This window comes from Caulobacter sp. X (genome assembly GCF_002742635.1).
In the GTDB taxonomy this organism is placed as follows: Bacteria; Pseudomonadota; Alphaproteobacteria; order Caulobacterales; family Caulobacteraceae; genus Caulobacter.
Window position 1 is genome coordinate 2,014,318 of record NZ_PEGF01000001.1, and the last position, 16,722, is coordinate 2,031,039.

The 16,722-nt window shown below is 69.6% G+C and carries 15 protein-coding genes; 13 read left to right on the forward strand and 2 right to left on the reverse strand.

The window, feature by feature from the left end:
• Positions 1 to 96: 96 nt before the first annotated feature.
• The 8 genes from obgE (at position 97) to CSW60_RS09335 (ending at position 8,565) form a co-directional block, all read left to right on the forward strand.
• Entirely contained in the window at positions 97 to 1,161 is a 1,065-nt protein-coding gene (gene obgE / locus CSW60_RS09300; RefSeq protein ID WP_099536982.1) for a GTPase ObgE, read from the forward strand.
• On the forward strand, positions 1,158 to 2,288 hold the full coding sequence (gene proB / locus CSW60_RS09305; protein ID WP_099536983.1) for a glutamate 5-kinase: 1,131 nt from the start codon (positions 1,158 to 1,160) through the stop codon (positions 2,286 to 2,288). The genes obgE and proB overlap by 4 nt, the downstream gene beginning before the upstream one ends.
• 23 nt (positions 2,289 to 2,311) lie before the next feature.
• Positions 2,312 to 3,847 carry a UbiD family decarboxylase gene (locus CSW60_RS09310; RefSeq protein WP_099536984.1) on the forward strand — a complete coding sequence of 512 codons (1,536 nt, stop codon included), beginning with the start codon at positions 2,312 to 2,314 and terminating at the stop codon, positions 3,845 to 3,847.
• Position 3,848: 1 nt separating this feature from the next.
• Positions 3,849 to 5,672: a M14 family metallopeptidase gene (locus CSW60_RS09315; protein ID WP_099536985.1), complete on the forward strand. Its 1,824-nt coding sequence runs from the start codon at positions 3,849 to 3,851 to the stop codon at positions 5,670 to 5,672.
• 80 nt (positions 5,673 to 5,752) lie between these two features.
• The gene (locus CSW60_RS09320; RefSeq protein ID WP_099536986.1) at positions 5,753 to 6,154 is read left to right on the forward strand and encodes an MAPEG family protein; all 402 of its coding nucleotides are present in this window, start codon (positions 5,753 to 5,755) and stop codon (positions 6,152 to 6,154) included.
• A gap of 49 nt (positions 6,155 to 6,203) precedes the next feature.
• Entirely contained in the window at positions 6,204 to 7,535 is a 1,332-nt protein-coding gene (locus CSW60_RS09325; RefSeq protein ID WP_099536987.1) for a TldD/PmbA family protein, read from the forward strand.
• The gene (locus CSW60_RS09330) at positions 7,532 to 8,311 is read left to right on the forward strand and encodes a 3'(2'),5'-bisphosphate nucleotidase CysQ (RefSeq protein ID WP_099536988.1); all 780 of its coding nucleotides are present in this window, start codon (positions 7,532 to 7,534) and stop codon (positions 8,309 to 8,311) included. Before CSW60_RS09325 ends, CSW60_RS09330 begins: the two co-directional genes overlap by 4 nt.
• A 20-nt stretch (positions 8,312 to 8,331) precedes the next feature.
• On the forward strand, positions 8,332 to 8,565 hold the full coding sequence (locus CSW60_RS09335; protein ID WP_201723003.1) for a DUF4170 domain-containing protein: 234 nt from the start codon (positions 8,332 to 8,334) through the stop codon (positions 8,563 to 8,565).
• A gap of 130 nt (positions 8,566 to 8,695) precedes the next feature.
• On the opposite strand, the gene CSW60_RS09340 is transcribed toward CSW60_RS09335, so the two are convergent.
• Positions 8,696 to 9,361 (reverse strand): tyrosine-protein phosphatase, encoded by a 666-nt coding sequence (locus CSW60_RS09340; RefSeq protein WP_099536990.1) that lies wholly within the window; start codon positions 9,359 to 9,361, stop codon positions 8,696 to 8,698.
• A gap of 144 nt (positions 9,362 to 9,505) precedes the next feature.
• Between CSW60_RS09340 and CSW60_RS09345 the strand changes: the two genes are divergently transcribed.
• The 5 genes from CSW60_RS09345 to lpxK are packed head-to-tail and all read left to right on the forward strand — an operon-like array spanning position 9,506 to position 15,295.
• Positions 9,506 to 11,299, forward strand: coding sequence for an ABC transporter ATP-binding protein (locus tag CSW60_RS09345; protein WP_099536991.1), 1,794 nt, complete (start codon positions 9,506 to 9,508; stop codon positions 11,297 to 11,299).
• Complete coding sequence (locus CSW60_RS09350; protein WP_099536992.1) at positions 11,296 to 11,997, forward strand: lysophospholipid acyltransferase family protein; 702 nt, start codon at positions 11,296 to 11,298, stop codon at positions 11,995 to 11,997. The genes CSW60_RS09345 and CSW60_RS09350 overlap by 4 nt, the downstream gene beginning before the upstream one ends.
• A gap of 30 nt (positions 11,998 to 12,027) precedes the next feature.
• The gene (locus CSW60_RS09355; RefSeq protein WP_099536993.1) at positions 12,028 to 13,032 is read left to right on the forward strand and encodes a cation diffusion facilitator family transporter; all 1,005 of its coding nucleotides are present in this window, start codon (positions 12,028 to 12,030) and stop codon (positions 13,030 to 13,032) included.
• The gene (locus CSW60_RS09360; protein WP_099537629.1) at positions 13,002 to 14,291 is read left to right on the forward strand and encodes a 3-deoxy-D-manno-octulosonic acid transferase; all 1,290 of its coding nucleotides are present in this window, start codon (positions 13,002 to 13,004) and stop codon (positions 14,289 to 14,291) included. The genes CSW60_RS09355 and CSW60_RS09360 overlap by 31 nt, the downstream gene beginning before the upstream one ends.
• A complete protein-coding gene (gene lpxK / locus CSW60_RS09365; protein WP_099536994.1) occupies positions 14,288 to 15,295 on the forward strand; it encodes a tetraacyldisaccharide 4'-kinase in 1,008 nt (335 codons plus the stop codon). Before CSW60_RS09360 ends, lpxK begins: the two co-directional genes overlap by 4 nt.
• 139 nt (positions 15,296 to 15,434) lie before the next feature.
• On the opposite strand, the gene CSW60_RS09370 is transcribed toward lpxK, so the two are convergent.
• Positions 15,435 to 16,721, reverse strand: coding sequence for an amidohydrolase family protein (locus CSW60_RS09370; RefSeq protein ID WP_099536995.1), 1,287 nt, complete (start codon positions 16,719 to 16,721; stop codon positions 15,435 to 15,437).
• Between the last annotated feature and the right edge of the window lies 1 nt (position 16,722).

Sequence of the window (16,722 nt, forward strand, 5' to 3'; positions counted from 1 at the left end):
GTCACCAGTTTCTTGAGGTTAACGGCTGTGGCCATGCGTCACGCGAGAACGGGGTTTTGGCTCGACGCGCGGGACGCCTTGGGACAAAAGGACCCCATGAAATTCTTGGACCAATGCAAGATCTACATCCGCTCCGGAAACGGCGGCGGCGGATCGGTGTCGTTCCGCCGCGAGAAGTACATCGAGTACGGCGGCCCGGACGGCGGCGACGGCGGCCGCGGCGGCGACGTGTGGATCGAGGCCGTCGAAGGCCTCAACACCCTGATCGACTATCGCTACCAGCAGCACTTCAAGGCCGGCACGGGCGTGCACGGCATGGGCCGGGCGCGCCACGGCGCGGCGGGCGAGGACGTGGTCCTGAAGGTTCCCGTCGGCACCGAGGTGCTGGAGGAGGACAAGGAGACCCTGATCGCCGACCTCGACCACGCCGGCATGCGCATCCTGCTGGCCAAGGGCGGCAACGGCGGCTGGGGCAACCTGCACTTCAAGGGCCCGGTCAACCAGGCGCCGAAATACGCCAATCCCGGCCAGGAGGGCGAGGAGCGCTGGATCTGGCTGCGGCTGAAGCTGATCGCCGACGTCGGCCTGGTCGGCCTGCCCAACGCGGGCAAGTCGACCTTCCTGGCCGCCGCCAGCGCCGCCAAGCCCAAGATCGCCGACTATCCGTTCACCACCCTGACCCCGAACCTGGGCGTCGTGGACCTGTCCAGCAGTGAGCGCTTCGTGCTGGCCGACATCCCCGGCCTGATCGAGGGCGCCAGCGAGGGCGCGGGCCTCGGCACGCGGTTCCTGGGCCACGTCGAGCGCTCGGCGACCCTGATCCACCTGATCGACGCCACCCAGGACGACGTCGTGGGCGCCTATGAGACGATCCGGGGCGAGCTGGAAGCCTATGGCGACGAGCTGGCCGACAAGGCCGAGATCCTGGCGCTGAACAAGATCGACGCCCTCGACGAGGAGACCCTCGCGGAGAAGGTCGCCGAGCTGGAAGCCGTGGCCGGCGTGAAGCCGCGCCTGGTGTCCGGCGTCTCGGGCCAGGGCGTGAAGGAACTGCTGCGCGCGGCCTACAAGCAGGTGCGCATCCGTCGCGGCGATCTCGAGGAAGAGATCGAGGACGACGAGGATCACGTCGACGAGACCCCCGGAGGCTGGACGCCGTGAGCCAGACGGCGCAGGCATACCGGAACGCGCGTCGCATCGTCTTCAAGGTCGGCTCGGCCCTGCTGGTCGATGACGCGACGGGCGCGGCCGACCGCGCCTGGCTGGAGGCCTTCTGCGCCGACGCCGCGGCCCTGCGCGCCGCTGGCAAGCAGGTTCTGGTCGTCTCGTCGGGCGCGGTCGCGCTGGGTCGACGGCGCTTGGGCCTGAGCGGCAAGAAGGCCACCCTGCCCGAAAAGCAGGCGGCGGCCGCCGCCGGCCAGTCGCTGCTGATGCGCGCCTGGGAGGAGGCCTTCGAGCCGCATGGCCTCAGCGTCGCCCAGATCCTGCTGACCCGCGACGACACCGAGACCCGCCGCCGCTGGCTGAACGCCCGCGCCACGACCGAGACCCTGATGAGCCTGGGCGTCGTGCCGGTGGTCAACGAGAACGACACGGTGGTCACCGAGGAAATCCGCTACGGCGATAACGATCGCCTGGCCGCGCGCGTCGCCCAGATGGCCGGCGCCGACCTCTTGGTGCTGCTATCGGACATCGACGGCCTCTACACCGCCGACCCGCGCAAGAACCCCAAGGCCGAGCACATCCCGCTGGTCAGCGAGATCACCGCCGAGATCGCCGGCATGGCCGAAGGCGCCAACGCCGAGGCCGGAGTCGGCACCGGCGGCATGGCCACCAAGATCGCCGCCGCCCGCATCGCCCGGGCCGCCGGCTGCGCCACCCTGATCACCCTGGGCTCGCGCCCGCGTCCGCTGGCCGCCATCGCCGACGGCGAGAAGGCGACCCTGATCGAGGCCGGCGCGTCGCCCGCCGCCGCCTACAAGGCCTGGATCGCCGGCTCGCTGGCGCCCCAGGGCTGGGTGACGGTCGACGCCGGCGCCGCCAAGGCGCTGGAAGCGGGCAAGAGCCTGCTTTCGGCGGGCGTGCGAGCCATCGAGGGCCCCTTCGACAAGGGCGACGCGGTCCGGGTCCGCGACGAGACCGGCCGCGAGGTCGCGCGCGGCATCGTCCGCTATGACAGCGCCGACGCCCAGCGCATCGCGGGCCTGCGCTCCGACGCCATCGAGGCCGAACTCGGTTTCACCGAGGGCCCGATGATCCACGCCGACGACCTGGCCGTAGCCAACTAGACTTTTCTCCGTACGAGCATCCCATGGCCTACCGTTCCCTTCGCGAGTTCATCGACGTCCTGGAGGCCAAGGGCGAGCTGGTCCGGGTCAAGGAGCCGGTCTCCAGCGTGCTCGAGATGACCGAGATCCAGACGCGCCTCCTGGCGACCGGCGGTCCGGCGGTGCTGTTCGAGAACGTGCTGCTGCCCGACGGTTCGCGCTCGGCGATGCCGGCGCTGGCGAACCTCTTCGGCACGGTCAAGCGCGTGGCCATGGGCGTGACCCTGGGCGGCGAACCGCGCGAGACAGCCGGCGAGCTGCGGGAGGTCGGCGAACTCCTGGCCTTCCTGCGCCAGCCGCAGCCGCCGAAGGGGATCAAGGACGCCCTCGACATGCTGCCCCTGGCCAAGACGGTCATGAGCATGCGCCCGGGCGCGGTGAAGAAGGCCCCCGTGCAGGAGGTCGTCCTGACCGGCGACCAGATCGACCTGACCAAGCTGCCGGTCCAGACCTGCTGGCCGGGCGAGCCCGCGCCGCTGATCACCTGGCCGCTGGTGGTGACCAAGGGCCCGGGCAAGGATCGCGAGGACGACTTCAACCTCGGCATCTACCGCATGCAGGTGCTGGGCAAGGACAAGTGCATCATGCGCTGGCTGGCCCATCGCGGCGGCGCCCAGCACTACGCTCGCCACAAGAAGGCGGGCGCCAAGGAGCCCCTGCCCGCCTGCGCCGTTCTGGGCGCGGATCCCGGCACGATCCTGGCGGCCGTGACGCCGGTGCCTGACACCCTGTCGGAATACCAGTTCGCCGGCCTGCTGCGCGGGGCCAAGGTCGACCTCGTCCCGGCCAAGACCGTGCCGCTGATGGTGCCCGCCCACGCCGAGATCGTCCTCGAAGGCCACGTCCTGCTCGACGAGTTCGCCGACGAGGGCCCCTACGGCGACCACACCGGCTACTACAACAGCGTCGAGAAGTTCCCGGTCTTCCAGGTGACGGCGATCACCATGCGCAAGGACCCGATCTACCTGACCACCTTCACCGGCCGGCCGCCGGACGAGCCGTCGGTGCTGGGCGAGGCGCTGAACGAGGTGTTCATCCCGCTGATCCGCCAGCAGTTCCCCGAGATCGTCGACTTCTGGCTGCCGCCCGAGGGCTGCAGCTACCGCATCGCCGTGGTGTCGATGAAGAAGGCCTATCCCGGCCACGCCAAGCGCGTGATGCTGGGCGTCTGGAGCTATCTGCGCCAGTTCATGTACACCAAGTGGGTGATCGTCGTGGACCACGACATCAACGCCCGCGACTGGAAGGACGTGATGTGGGCGATCAGCACCAAGATGGACCCGGCGCGGGACATCACGGTGATCGAACACACCCCGATCGACTATCTGGACTTCGCCAGCCCCGAGAGCGGCCTCGGCTCCAAGATCGGCCTCGACGCCACCGACAAATGGCCGCCCGAGACCAAGCGCGAGTGGGGCCAGGAGATCCGCATGGACCAGGCCGTGGTCGACGCGGTCAGTGAGAAGTGGGCCCGCCTCGGCCTGCCCGGCGACGGGACGCCGATCTGGAAGAAGCCCTAGGATGAAACGCCTTACCCTGACGGCGCTGGTCGTCGCCCTGACAGCGAGTACGAGCATGGCTCAGACCCCGAAAGCCCCCTGGGACGAAGCCTTCCTGCCGCCGGCGCCGCACTGGCAGGGCGCCAGCCAAGGGCTGCTCCGCGACAAGGCCGATCCGTGGGTGACGCCGTTCGAGGCCGACGCCGAGCATAACTTCTCGCCGACCTACGCCGACACCCGCGCCTGGTTCGACCGCCTGGACAAGGCCAGCAAGCTGATCCGGGTCGAGGACTTCGGCGTCTCGCCGCAGGGCCGCGCGATCTTCGCGGTCATCGCCTCCAAGGACGGCGACAAGCTCGATCCGAAGAAGCCGCTGCTGCTCGTTCAGTGCGGCATCCACCCCGGCGAGATCGACGGCAAGGACGCCGGCATGATGCTGCTGCGGGACATGGCCTTCCACGGCAAGGACGGCCTGCTGGACAAGGTCAATCTGGTCCTGATCCCGATCCTGTCGGTCGACGGCCACGAGCGCTCGGGCCCCTACTCCCGTCCCAACCAGCGGGGCCCGCGCATCCAGGGCTGGCGCAACACCGCGACCAACCAGAACCTGAACCGCGACTTCATGAAGCTGGACCAGCCGGAGATGCGGGCGCTGAAGCGGCTGCAGGCCAAGTACAAGGCCGATCTCTATGTCGACGTCCACGTGACCGACGGCATGGACTACCAGTACGACGTCACCTACGGCTTCAACGGCGAGAACGGCGTCTGGAACCGCTCGCCGGCGATCGCCCAGTGGCTGGATGGGGTGCTGAAACCCGTCATGAACAAGAGCCTGGAGGCCGAGGGCCACATCCCGGGCGAGCTGGTGTTCGGGATCGACGAGCATAATCCGAAGGCCGGCTTCTCGGACGGGGGCCTGGGCGAGCGCTTCTCGAACGGCTGGGGCGCGGCGGCCCACGTCCCGACCATCCTGATCGAGAACCATAGCCTCAAGCCCCACGCCCAGCGCGTGCTCGGGACCTATGTGTTCATCGAGACGGCGATGAAGCTGCTGGCCGACCAGGGCGAGACCTTGCGGACCGCCATCGCCGCCGACAGCGCCCTGCGCCCGGCTGAGATCCCGGCCAACTTCGTGTCCGACGACAAGCCCGCCTACATGCGCGCCTTCAAGGGCATCCGTTACGAGTACTACGACAGCCCCGCCTCCGGCCGGAAGGAAGTGCGGTGGCTGGGCGAGGCCGATCCCGAGATCTGGAACGTCCCGTTCTATGGCTCCAAGCCCTCCCTGACCCTGAAGCGCCCGGCGGCCTACTATGTGCCGAGCTACCGCGCCGACATCATCGAGCGCCTGAAGCTGCACGGCGTGGCGCTGGAGACCCTGAGCGCCGACAAGACGCTGAAGGTCGAGATGATCCGCCTGGTCGATCCGAAGATCGCCACGCGCGCCAACGAAGGCCATGTGCAGATCAGCGTCGACAAGGTCACCACCGAGACCCGCGACTGGACCTTCCCCAAGGGCTCGGTCCGCGTGCCTACCGACCAGCCGCTGGGCGACCTCGTGGTCCTGCTGTTGGAGCCGCAGTCGAACGAAAGCGTCTTCGCCTGGGGCATGGTCCCCGAGGTGCTGAGCCGCGTGGAGTACATCGAGCCCTACGCGATCGCCCCGCTGGCCGAGAAGATGCTGGCCGCCGATCCGGCGCTGAAGGCCGAGTTCGAGGCCAAGCTGGCCGCCGAGCCCAAGTTCGCCGCCGATCCCGACGCGCGCCTGGCCTGGTTCTACAAGCGCACGCCGTTCTACGACGACCATCATCTGCTGTATCCGATCGCCCGCGAGCTCGCGAAGTAGCGCGACTTGCCCAGACCCGGCGGAAGGCTTCATATGGCCGACCGCTCGGGGGCGGGCGGCGCCATAAGGTCTTGTAAGTCATGGATACGATTGTTTCCGGCCACGCGGCCGCCCTCTGGGCCGGCCTGCACCTCTTCCTCCTGCTGATCCTGTCGGTGCTGGTCGTGCGCCTGCGCCAGAAACACAAGGTGGCGCTGGGCGACGAGGGCATTCCGGAACTGGCGCGGGCCATCCGCGCCTTCGGCAACGCCACCGAATATGTCCCGACCGGCGTCGCGGCCCTGGCCGTGCTGGCCGTCGCCGGCGCATCGAGCCTGACCATCCACGTTGTGGGCTTCCTGCTGTTCGCCGGCCGCGTCACCCACGCCATCGGGCTCTCGAACAGCGGCGGCGTCTCGATCCCCCGCGCGGCGGGCATGATCGCCACCTGGCTGGCCTACATCTTCGCCGGCGTGGCCCTGCTGATCTCGGCCATCGCCTAAATCTCTGCGGCCGCTTGCCCCGGCCGGTGCGCGTCGTCCATAAGACCGCATGGACGAAAACCTGCTGCATGACGTGGTCGCCGCCGCGCGCAAGGCCGGGGCCGACGCGGCCGAGGCTGTCTTCGCCGAGCGCCAGTCGCTCTCCGTCAGCGTCCGCCTGGGCGACCTGGAAGAGGTCGAGCGCGAGGAAGCCCGCGACCTGGGCCTGCGCGTCTTCATTGGCCAGCGCAGCGCGACGGTCTCCGGCTCCGACATCTCGGCCGAGGCCCGCGCCAAGCTGATCGAGCGCGCCATCGCCATGGCCCGCCTGGCGCCCGAGGATCCCTACGCCAGCCTCGCGCCCGCCGACCGCCTGGCGCGCGCGCCCTATCCGGAGCTCGACCTCGTCGACGCCTACGAGCCCACGGCTGAGACGCTCGAGACCCAAGCTCGCACCGCCGAGGAGCACGCCCGCGCGGTCAAGGGCGTGACCAATTCCGATGGCGGCTCAGCCGCCTGGTCGTCGTCCCGCTGGGCGATGGTGACCAGCGAGGGCTTCCACGCCAGCCATGCGGCGACCGGCCACTCGGTGTCGGCCTCGGCCATCGCCGGCGAAGGCGCGGGCATGGAGCGCGGCGGCGAAGGCCGCTCGACCCGCCACTTCGGCGACCTGCCCGCCGCCGGCGACATCGGCATGGAGGCCGGCCGCCAGGCCGTCGCGCGCCTGAACCCGCGCAAGATCGCCTCGACCACCGCCCCGGTGATCTTCGAGAACCGCCTGGCCATGAGCCTGATCGGCCCGCTGCTGGGCGCGATCTCGGGCCCGTCGATCGCGCGAGGCACGTCGTTCCTGAAGGACAAGCTGGGTCAGCAGATCTTCGCCCGGGGCGTCCACCTGCTGGAGGACCCGCACCGAATCCGCGGCCTCGGCTCGGCGCCGTTCGACGACGAAGGCGTGGCGACGGAGGCGCGCGCGCTGATCGACGACGGCGTGCTGACCACCTGGCTGCTCAACACCAGCTCGGCCAAGCAGCTGGGCATGGCGACCACCGGCCACGCCTCTCGCGGCCTCGCCGGTCCCTCCGGCGTGTCGACCCATAACCTGACGCTCCAACCGGGCGAGAAGGACATCCACGGCCTGATGAAGGACGCCGGGAGCGGCCTCGTCATCACCTCGATGTTCGGCCCCTCGCTGAACGGCAACACCGGCGACTGGTCGGTCGGCTGCTCGGGCTACTGGTTCGAGAACGGCGAGAGCACCGGTCCGGTCACCGAGATCACCGTCGCCGGCAACCTGATCGACATCTATGCGCGCCTGGTCCCCGGCTCGGACCTGGAACTGCGCGGCGCCAGCAACAGCCCGTCGCTGCTGGTCGACGCCCTGGCGATCGCGGGCAAATGAACGACCTGGACCTGATCCTCGACGCCGCGCGCAAGGCCGGAGAGCTGGCGCTCACCGCGCGCGAAAGCGGCCTGAAGATCTGGTCCAAGTCCGGCGGCTCGCCCGTCACCGACGCCGACCTCGCGGTCGACACCTTGCTGAAGCTGGAATTGAAGTCGGCGCGCCCCGACTATGGCTGGTTGTCGGAGGAGACCGCCGACGATCCGGCCCGCCTCGCCACCCGCCGCCAGTTCGTCGTCGACCCGATCGACGGCACCGTCGCCTTCATGAAGAACAAGCCGTGGTTCGCGGTTTCGATCGCCGTGGTCGAGGACGGGCGGCCGATCGCCGGCGTCGTCCACGCCCCGGCGCTGTCCGAGACCTACGCCGCCACGCTGGAAGGCCCCGCCACCCTGAACGGCGTCCCGATCGCGCCCAGCGCCACTGACCAGCTGTTCGGCGCGGCCATGCTGGGCGACGCCAAGATGTTCGCTCACCCGGCCTGGCGCGAGCCCTGGCCGGAGATGCGGATCGAAAGCCGCAACTCGATCGCCTACCGCATGTGCCTGGTGGCCTCGGGCGCCTTCGACGCCGCGGTGGCCCTGTCGCCCAAGAGCGAGTGGGATCTCGCGGCCGCAGACCTGATCGTCCGTCGCGCGGGCGCCACGCTTAGCGACCATAAAGGACGAGACTTCGCCTATAATCGCCCCGTTCCGCAGGTTCCGAGCCTGGTTTGCGCCAATCAAGCGCTAGCGCCATTGATCCTTAACCGCGTCGGGCATATCGAGCTGCCATAAAACCAATTCCTCGCAGGAACTTGCCCCAAATGCCCGATAAGCAGCTTCTTCATATCGTCATCGGCGGTGAACTGAAGGACGTCGCCGGCATCGAATTCCGCGACCTCGACAAGGTCGAATTCGTCGGCGCCTATCCGAACTACGACGAGGCCCACAAGGCCTGGAAGGCCAAGGCCCAGGCCACGGTCGACAACGCCCACGCCCGCTACTTCATCATCCACGCCCACAAGCTGCTGGATCCGAGCGAGGGTTGATTGGACAGGTTCCTCCCCCGCGATGCGGGGGAGGTGGCCCAGAGGGCCGGAGGGGGCGAGCTTTGCGTAAGCTGTGTTAGCCCCCTCAGTCGCTCCGCGACAGCTCCCCCGTATCACGGGGGAGCATCTATCACTCCCGCCGCAAAATCCTGTCCGTCAGCACCTTGCCCAGCATCCCGGCCCGGAAGGTCTTCTTCATCGCGACGGGATCGTAGTCCTCGCTCTCGACCCATTCGCTGAACGTCAGCCCCTTGGGCTCGCCGCGCTCGAGATACTGCTCGAAGACATAGTCCAGCACGCCGGTGTTGCCGTGCTTGATGTGCAGGTAGCGCGGGCCCAGCTGCTTCATCGCCTCGCGGATCGGCTGACCCAGCCGATAGTGGGCGTAGAAGACGCTCATGATTCCCGCCCGGTCCGCGCCGGACTTGCAGTGCATCAGGGCCGGATATTCGATCGTCTCGAACAGTTCCTTGGCGCCCCGGACCCGCTCGCGGATCGGGACCTCGCGCGAGGTGATGGTGAAGTCGACGAAATTCAGCCCCAGGCGCTGGCAGGCGTCCTTCTCCAGCGCATAGAAGCTGCCGTCGAAGCCGCCGCGCAGGTTCACGATCGTCTTGATCCCCTGCTTCTTCCACCAGGCCAGCTGGAACGGCCAGGGCTGGTTGGCGCGGACCATCTCCGGGCTGATCCAATGGGCGTTGGAAAAGCCCAGGCGCAGATAGGCGTGGTCGTTCCACAGATAGTGGAGATAGGTCTTGAACCGGCCCCAGGGCGTGGTGAGGTCGAACTTGGCCAAGCGGGGACGATCCTTGCGAATTGCGAGGTCTAAGTAGGATAGAGCGCCCGGAAAGGCAAAACCGGCCCTTATGCTGTCGCTTTTACCGGCCAGTGCGTCTCTCGCGTCCTTGACAGCCTCCACGCGACATCCGACCCCTCCCGCATGACCGCCCAGGACACGCCTGAACTTTCGAACCGCGTCATCGCCGCGCGGATCTGGCGCGAGTATCTGCGGCCCCGTCGCAACCGGCTGGTCGCCGCCCTGCTCTGCGCGGTCGCGGTCGCCGGACTGAGCGCGGCCCTCGCCTATGTGCTGAAGCCCGCGGTCGATCATCTGATCTCGCACCCCCAGCCCGGCGCGCTGTGGCGCATTCCGTTGCTGATCGCCGTCATCGCCATCTCGCGCGGCGTCTTCCAGGTGTTGCAGACCACCTCGATCAATCGGATCGGCAACGGCGTCGTCGGCGACATGCAACTGCGACTGTTCGGCAAGCTGATGCGTTCGGACCTGGCGCGGCTGCGTGGCGCGCATTCGGGCTCGTACGTCTCGTCGATGCTCTATGACGCGACCCTGATCCGCGAGGCGGCGACCAGCGGGGTGGTCAACTACACCCGCGAGTTCCTGACTGTCGTCGGCGCCCTGGTGGTCATGTTCCAGCTGGACTGGCCGCTGGCCTGCGGCGTCCTGATCATCGGCCCCGTCTCCAGCCTGTTCATCCGGCGCTTCTCGAAGAAGACGACCAAGGCGGCCAAGGGCGCCATGGGCGAGACCTCCAACCTCTCCACGGCGATCATGGAGAGCCTGGACGGGGTCAAGATCGTCAAGATGGAGAACCGCGAGGCCTACGAGGAAGGCCGCGTCGCCGCCGTGATCGAGCGCCGCCAGCGACACCTGGTCAAGGGCTCGAACGCCAAGGCCATGGCCGCCCCGGCCACGGAGACCTTCGGCGCCCTGATCACCGCCGGCGTCCTGGCCTATGCGGGCTGGCGGGCGACGATGGGCCAGATGAGCGCCGGGGACTTCTCGGCCTTCCTGGCGGCTCTCGCCATGGCCCTGCAGTCCCTGCGCCAGGTCGCCAACCTGCAGACGGTGTTCAGCGAGGGCTTCACCGGCGCCCGGCGCCTGTTCGCCGCCCTCGACGTCGAGCCGACCATCGTCGATCCAGTCGACGCCAAGCCGCTGCCGGCCGGCGACAGCGCCGTCGCGCTGAGCCACGTCACCTTCTCGTATGGCGCCGACATCCCGGCCCTGTCCGACGTCAGCCTCGAGGCCCGCCGAGGCGAGACCGTCGCCCTGGTCGGCCCGTCAGGCGGCGGCAAGAGTTCGATCCTGAACCTGATCCCGCGCTTCTACGACGTGAACGGCGGAGCGGTGACCATCGACGGCCACGACGTGCGGACCGTGACCCTGGCCTCGCTGCGAGACCGGATCGCGCTCGTCACCCAGGAGCCTTTCCTGTTCGACGACACCGTCCGCGCCAACATCGCCTACGCCCGCCCCGGCGCCAGCCAGCTGGAGATCGAGGCCGCCGCCCGCCAAGCGGCCGCCCACGACTTCATCCTGGCCCTGCCCGAGGGCTACGACACCCCCGTCGGCGAGGCGGGAACCCGTCTGTCGGGCGGCCAGCGCCAGCGCATCGCCATCGCCCGCGCCTTCCTGAAGAACGCCCCGATCCTGCTGCTGGACGAGGCCACCAGCGCCCTCGACACCGAGAGCGAGGCCCAGGTGCAGGCGGCGCTGGAGCGGCTGATGGCCGGCCGGACCACCATCCTGATCGCCCACCGCCTGTCGACGGTGAAGAACGCCGACCGCATCTATGTCATCGACAAGGGCCGCGTGGTCGAGACTGGGTCGCACGCCGAGCTGGTCCAGGCCGGCGGCCTCTATGCGCGGCTCGCCAAGGCCCAGGACCTCGACCACGCCCCCGACGCGCCGCTTTTGGAAGGTGACGCTTGAGACCTTTGCGTTCGCCGTTCGTGATCTGGCTGCTGTCCTCGATCTTCGCCAGTTACTCCAAGCTGGTCTTCAAAACCCTGCGCATGACCGAGGAAGGCCGTGAGCAGGCCGAGGCTGTCTGGGCCCAGGGTCGTGAGACCGGCGTCGGGGCGATCCTGTGCTTCTGGCACTCGCGCATCCCGATGTCGCCGCTGAGCTGGCCGCAGGATCTCTCGCGCCGCCAGGACATGCGCGCCCTGATCTCGCGCTCCAACGACGGCGAGTTCATCGCTCGCACCGTCGAGAAGCTGGGCTTCCCCGCGATCCGGGGCTCGTCAGCCAAGAAGACCGATCTGGCCAAGAACAAGCACGGCGAGCAGGCCTTCCGCGATATGGTCAAGTGGGTGAAGGACGGCGGCGGCGTCGCCATCACCCCCGACGGCCCCCGCGGCCCGGCCGAGCACATGGAGAAGGGCACGCCCTCCCTCGCCCGCGTCACCGGCGCGCCGGTGATCTTCGTAGGCCTGGCCGCCAAGCCCTGCCTGCGGCTGGGCTCGTGGGACCAGACCATGATCCCCCTCCCCTTCGCCAAGGCCGCCATGGTCTGGGACGGACCGACCGGCGCGGGTCGAGGCGACGACCCCGACCAGCTGGCCGAGGATTGGGCCGCGCGCCTCTCGGCGGTCACCCGCCGCGCCGAAGCCTTGGTCGAAGATTGATCCGGCCCCTGCTTGGTGGGATGTAGGGCCATGGCTCACGATCACCCCGGACACGCGCACAATCACGATCATGGGCACGACCATGATCACCACGATCATGATCACGCGCACGGTCACGGCCATCACCACCACGGTCACCACGGCCATAGCCACGCGCCGAAGGACTTCGGGCGAGCCTTCGCGATCGGCACGGCGCTGAACATGGGCTTCGTGGTGGTCGAGGCGGCCGCCGGCCTGATCACCGGCTCCCTCGCCCTGCTGGCCGACGCCGGCCACAACCTGTCCGACGTGCTGGGCCTGCTGCTGGCCTGGGGCGCGGCGGTGATGGCCAAGCGCGCGCCCAGCCTTCGCCGCACCTACGGCCTGCGCAAGGGCACGATCCTGGCCTCGCTGGCCAACGCCGCCCTGCTGTTGGTCGCCGTCGGCGCGATCGCGTGGGAGGCCGTCCGCCGCTTCGCCGATCCGCAAGCCATCGAGACCGGTCCGGTCATGATCGTCGCCGCCGTCGGCATCGCCATCAACACGGCCACGGCGCTGATGTTCATGCGCGGCTCCAAGGAGGATCTAAACGTCCGGGGCGCGTTCCTGCACATGGCCGCCGACGCGGCCGTGTCGGCCGGCGTCGTGGTCGCGGCCTTCGCCATGAGCCTGACGAACTGGCTGTGGCTGGACCCCGTGGTCAGCCTGGCGATCGTCGCGGTCATCGTGCTGGGCACCTGGGGCCTGCTGCGCGACTCGCTGGATCTGGCCTTGGACGCCACGCCGCGCGGTATCGACCCGGCCAAGGTCCGCGACTGGCTGGCCACGCGCCCGGGCGTCTCCGAGGTGCACGACCTACACATTTGGGCGATGAGCACGACCGAGAACGCCCTGACCGCCCACGTCGTCCGTCCGCTGGACGAGGGTCACGACCAGTTCCTGCACGACGCCTGCGCGGAGCTCGCCAGCCAGTTCAACATCGGCCACGTGACCATCCAGGTCGAGACCAGCCACGGGGCGCACGCCTGCCGCCTGGCGCCGGCGGGCGTCGTGTGATCCGGCCGGACGCCCTCAAACTTTACCGGGCCGCCACGGGCCTGCTCGAACCCATCGCGCCCGCGCTGCTGGCCCGCCGGGCCCGCCAGGGCAAGGAAGACCCGGCGCGGCTGTCCGAACGCCTGGGACGCAGCGAACGCGCACGGCCCGCCGGCCCGCTGGTCTGGCTGCACGGCGCCAGCGTGGGCGAGAGCCTGTCGATCCTGCCGCTGGTCGAGCGCCTGCGCGCCGAGCGGCCGGAGGTCACGGTGCTGGTCACCTCCGGCACCACGACGTCCGCCGTCCTGCTGGCCAAGCGCCTGCCGGCCGGCGCGATCCACCAGTATGTCCCGGTCGACGCCCCCGGCGCGGCCAGGCGCTTCATCGCCCGCTGGAAGCCCGACCTCGCCGTCTTTGTCGAGAGCGAGCTGTGGCCCAACCTCTTGCTGGAGGCCAGGGTCGCCGGGACGCGCCTGGCGCTTGTCTCGGCCAAGCTGTCGGATCGCAGCTTCGCGCGCTGGCGCCAGCGCCCCGACGCCGCCCGCCAGTTGCTGTCGGCCTTCGACCTGATCCTGGCCCAGGACGCCCGCGCCCACGAACGCTTCGAGGCCCTGGGCGGCAAGGTCGCCGGCGAGGCGGACCTGAAGTTCGGCGCTGCGCCTTTGCCGGTCGATGAACCGGCTCTGACCGTTGAGCGCGCGCGCTTCCCGCGTCCGCCTGTGCTGATCGCCAGCACCCATCCGGGCGAGGACGCGATCGCGCTAGACGCCATCGCCGCCCTGGCCGACCGGCCGCCGGTGGTGCTGGCGCCGCGCCATGTCGAGCGTGGCCCCGCGATCGTGGCCTTGGCCCAGGCGCGTGGCCTCTCCGCCGCCCTGCGTAGCCAGGCGCCCGGAGAAAGCGCCGACATCGTGGTCGCCGACACCCTGGGCGAGATGGGCCTGTGGTTCCGCTTGGCCGGAACCGCCGTCATCGCCGGCAGCCTGGTCCCGGATATCGGCGGCCACAATCCGCTGGAGGCCGCGCGGCTGGACTGTCCGGCGATCAGCGGCCCGTTCGTCGAGAACTGGGCCTCGGCCTTCGCGGGTCTGGAGGCGGCAGGCGGCGTCGTGATGACCTCGCCGGACGGTTTGGGAGAGGCCTTGGCGGCCGATCTCGCCGATCCCGCCGCCGCGCGCGACCGCGCCGCCCGCGCTCGTAGCTTCGTCGACTCCCGCGACGCCGAGGCGCGCGCGGGTCTTTCCCGTATTCTCGAGCTGGTCCCCAAGATAGCCTCATGAAACTCGGCACGCCCCGCTGGTGGTACGTGAAGAGCGGCGGCCCCGCCCCGCTGACCCGCGCCCTGCTGACCCCGATCTCGTGGCTGTGGGCGGCGTCCACCGCGCGCCGCATCGCCAAGACGATCCCGACCGAGGTCGCCGCGCCGGTGATCTGCGTCGGCAATGTCACCATGGGCGGGGCGGGCAAGACGCCGATCGTCCGCGAGCTGCTGCTGACCCTGACCCGCCGGGGCGTCGAGGCCCATGGCCTGTCGCGCGGCTATGGCGGCAAGCTGAAGGGGCCCGTGAGGGTCGATCCCGCCCAGCACACGGCCGCCGAGGTCGGGGACGAGCCGCTGATGCTGGCCCAGGACTTTCCGATGTGGGTGGCCCGCGACCGGGCCGCCGGCGCGATCGCCGCCTCGGCCGCCGGAGCCGGCGCGATCGTCATGGATGACGGCCACCAAAACCCCAGCGTTCGCAAGGCCCTGTCGCTGGTGGTGGTCGACGGCGAGACGCGCGGCGGCGAGTGGCCGTTCGGCGACGGCCGGGTCTTCCCCGCCGGTCCCATGCGCGAGCCGCTCAAGGTGGGCCTGGCGCGCGCCGACGCGGTCATCGTACTGCTGCCGATCGACATGCCTCAGCCCGACTTCGACCTGCTGGTCACGTTCGGCGACATGCCCGTGCTGGTCGCGCGGCTGGAGTCCGCCGCCCCCGTGCCGGAAGGCCCGCAGGTCGGCTTCGCCGGCGTCGGCAAGCCCTGGAAAGTCGAGAAGGCCCTGACCGCCGCCGGCTGCCAGCTCGTGGACTTCGCGCCCTTCCCCGACCACGGCGCCTATGACGAGGCGACGCTAAAGATGCTGGCCGATCGGGCCAAGGCCTATGACGCGGGCCTGGTCACCACCGAGAAGGACTGGATCCGCCTGCCGCCCGCCTGGCGCGCGCGGGTGACGCCTTGGCCGGTCCGCGCCCGCTTCGACGACGAGGCGGCGCTGGAGGAATTGTTGGCGAAGGCGGGGCTGTAGAAAGCCGAAGATCCTCCCCCGCGATGCGGGGGAGGTGGCCCAGAGGGCCGGAGGGGGCATCTCGGGCGATCTCCAGCTTGCCCCCTCAGTCACTCCGTGACAGCTCCCCCGCATCGCGGGGGAGCATCTATCCGGCTCCCTACTTGTAAACCACCCCGCCCTTGATCACCGACGTCACGCGCTGCAGCTCGGTGACGTCCTTCAGAGGGTCGCCCTTCACGGCGATCAGATCGGCGGCCTTGCCGGGGGCCAGGCTGCCGATCTCGCTGGACAGCGAGAAGTGGTCGGCGGCGTTGACCGTGGCGGTCTGGATGGCTTCCAGCGGCGTCAGGCCCGCCTTGACCAGCAAGGCGAACTCGCCGGCGTTGTCGCCGTGGGCCGAGACGCCGGTGTCGGTGCCGAAGGCGATCTTGACCCCGCCCTCGTGGGCGCGGCGGGCCATGGCCAGCATCTTGGGCCCCGCGTCCAGCGCCTTGGCGGTCTGGGCGGGGGTCAGGAAGTTGTTCGGCCCCGAGGCGATCCGATAGACGAAATCGCCCGCCATCAGGGTCGGGACCAGATAGGCGCCGTTCTTCTTGAACAGCGCGATGCTCTCGGCGTCGAGATAGGTGCCGTGCTCGATCGAGTCGCCGCCGGCCCGCAGGAAGCTGTTGATGCCGTCGACGCCGTGGGCGTGGGCGGTGACCTTGCGGCCCATCTTGTGGGCGGCGTCGACGATCGCCTTCAGCTCGTCGTCGGAGAACTGCTGGGCCAGGCCCGCGGCGGTGTTGGAGAGCACGCCCCCCGTGGCCGTGATCTTGATGATGTCGGCGCCGTGCCAGACCTGCTCGCGCGTGGCGCGGCGGCAGTCATCGGCGCCGGAGCAGACCGAGGTCGGCCGCAGCACGTGCATCACCTCGTCGCTATAGCCGTTGACGTCGCCGTGGCCCCCGTGGATCGACACGGCCGAACCGGCGGCGATGATGCGCGGGCCCGGCACGTCGCCGCGTTTGATCCCCGCCCGCAGCGCGAAGATCGCCTGGTTCTCGGCCCCCAGGTCCGCGACGGTGGTGAAGCCGGCCATCAGCGTCTTGCGCGCATAGCCGGCGCCGACCATCGCCTGGTCGGCGGACGACTGGGTCACCTCGTCGAGGCGCGAGGTCGGCCCCTGCTGGCCCGTCAGGTGCACGTGGCTGTCGATCAGGCCGGGCAGGACGAAGCTGTCCTTCAGATCGACGACCTTGCCGCCCTTCTCGACGACATAGCCGTCGACGATGCGGACGACCTTGCCGTTTTCCAGCACCAGGGTCTTGGCCGTCTCGACCTTGCCCGTGGCGGGATCGGCCAGCAGGCGGCCGGCCTGGACAAAGACGGTTTCGGCGCAGGCGACGCCGCTCAGCGCCCCGGCCAGAACCAGGGCGCAAGCGCCCGACAGCAGTTTCCTCATC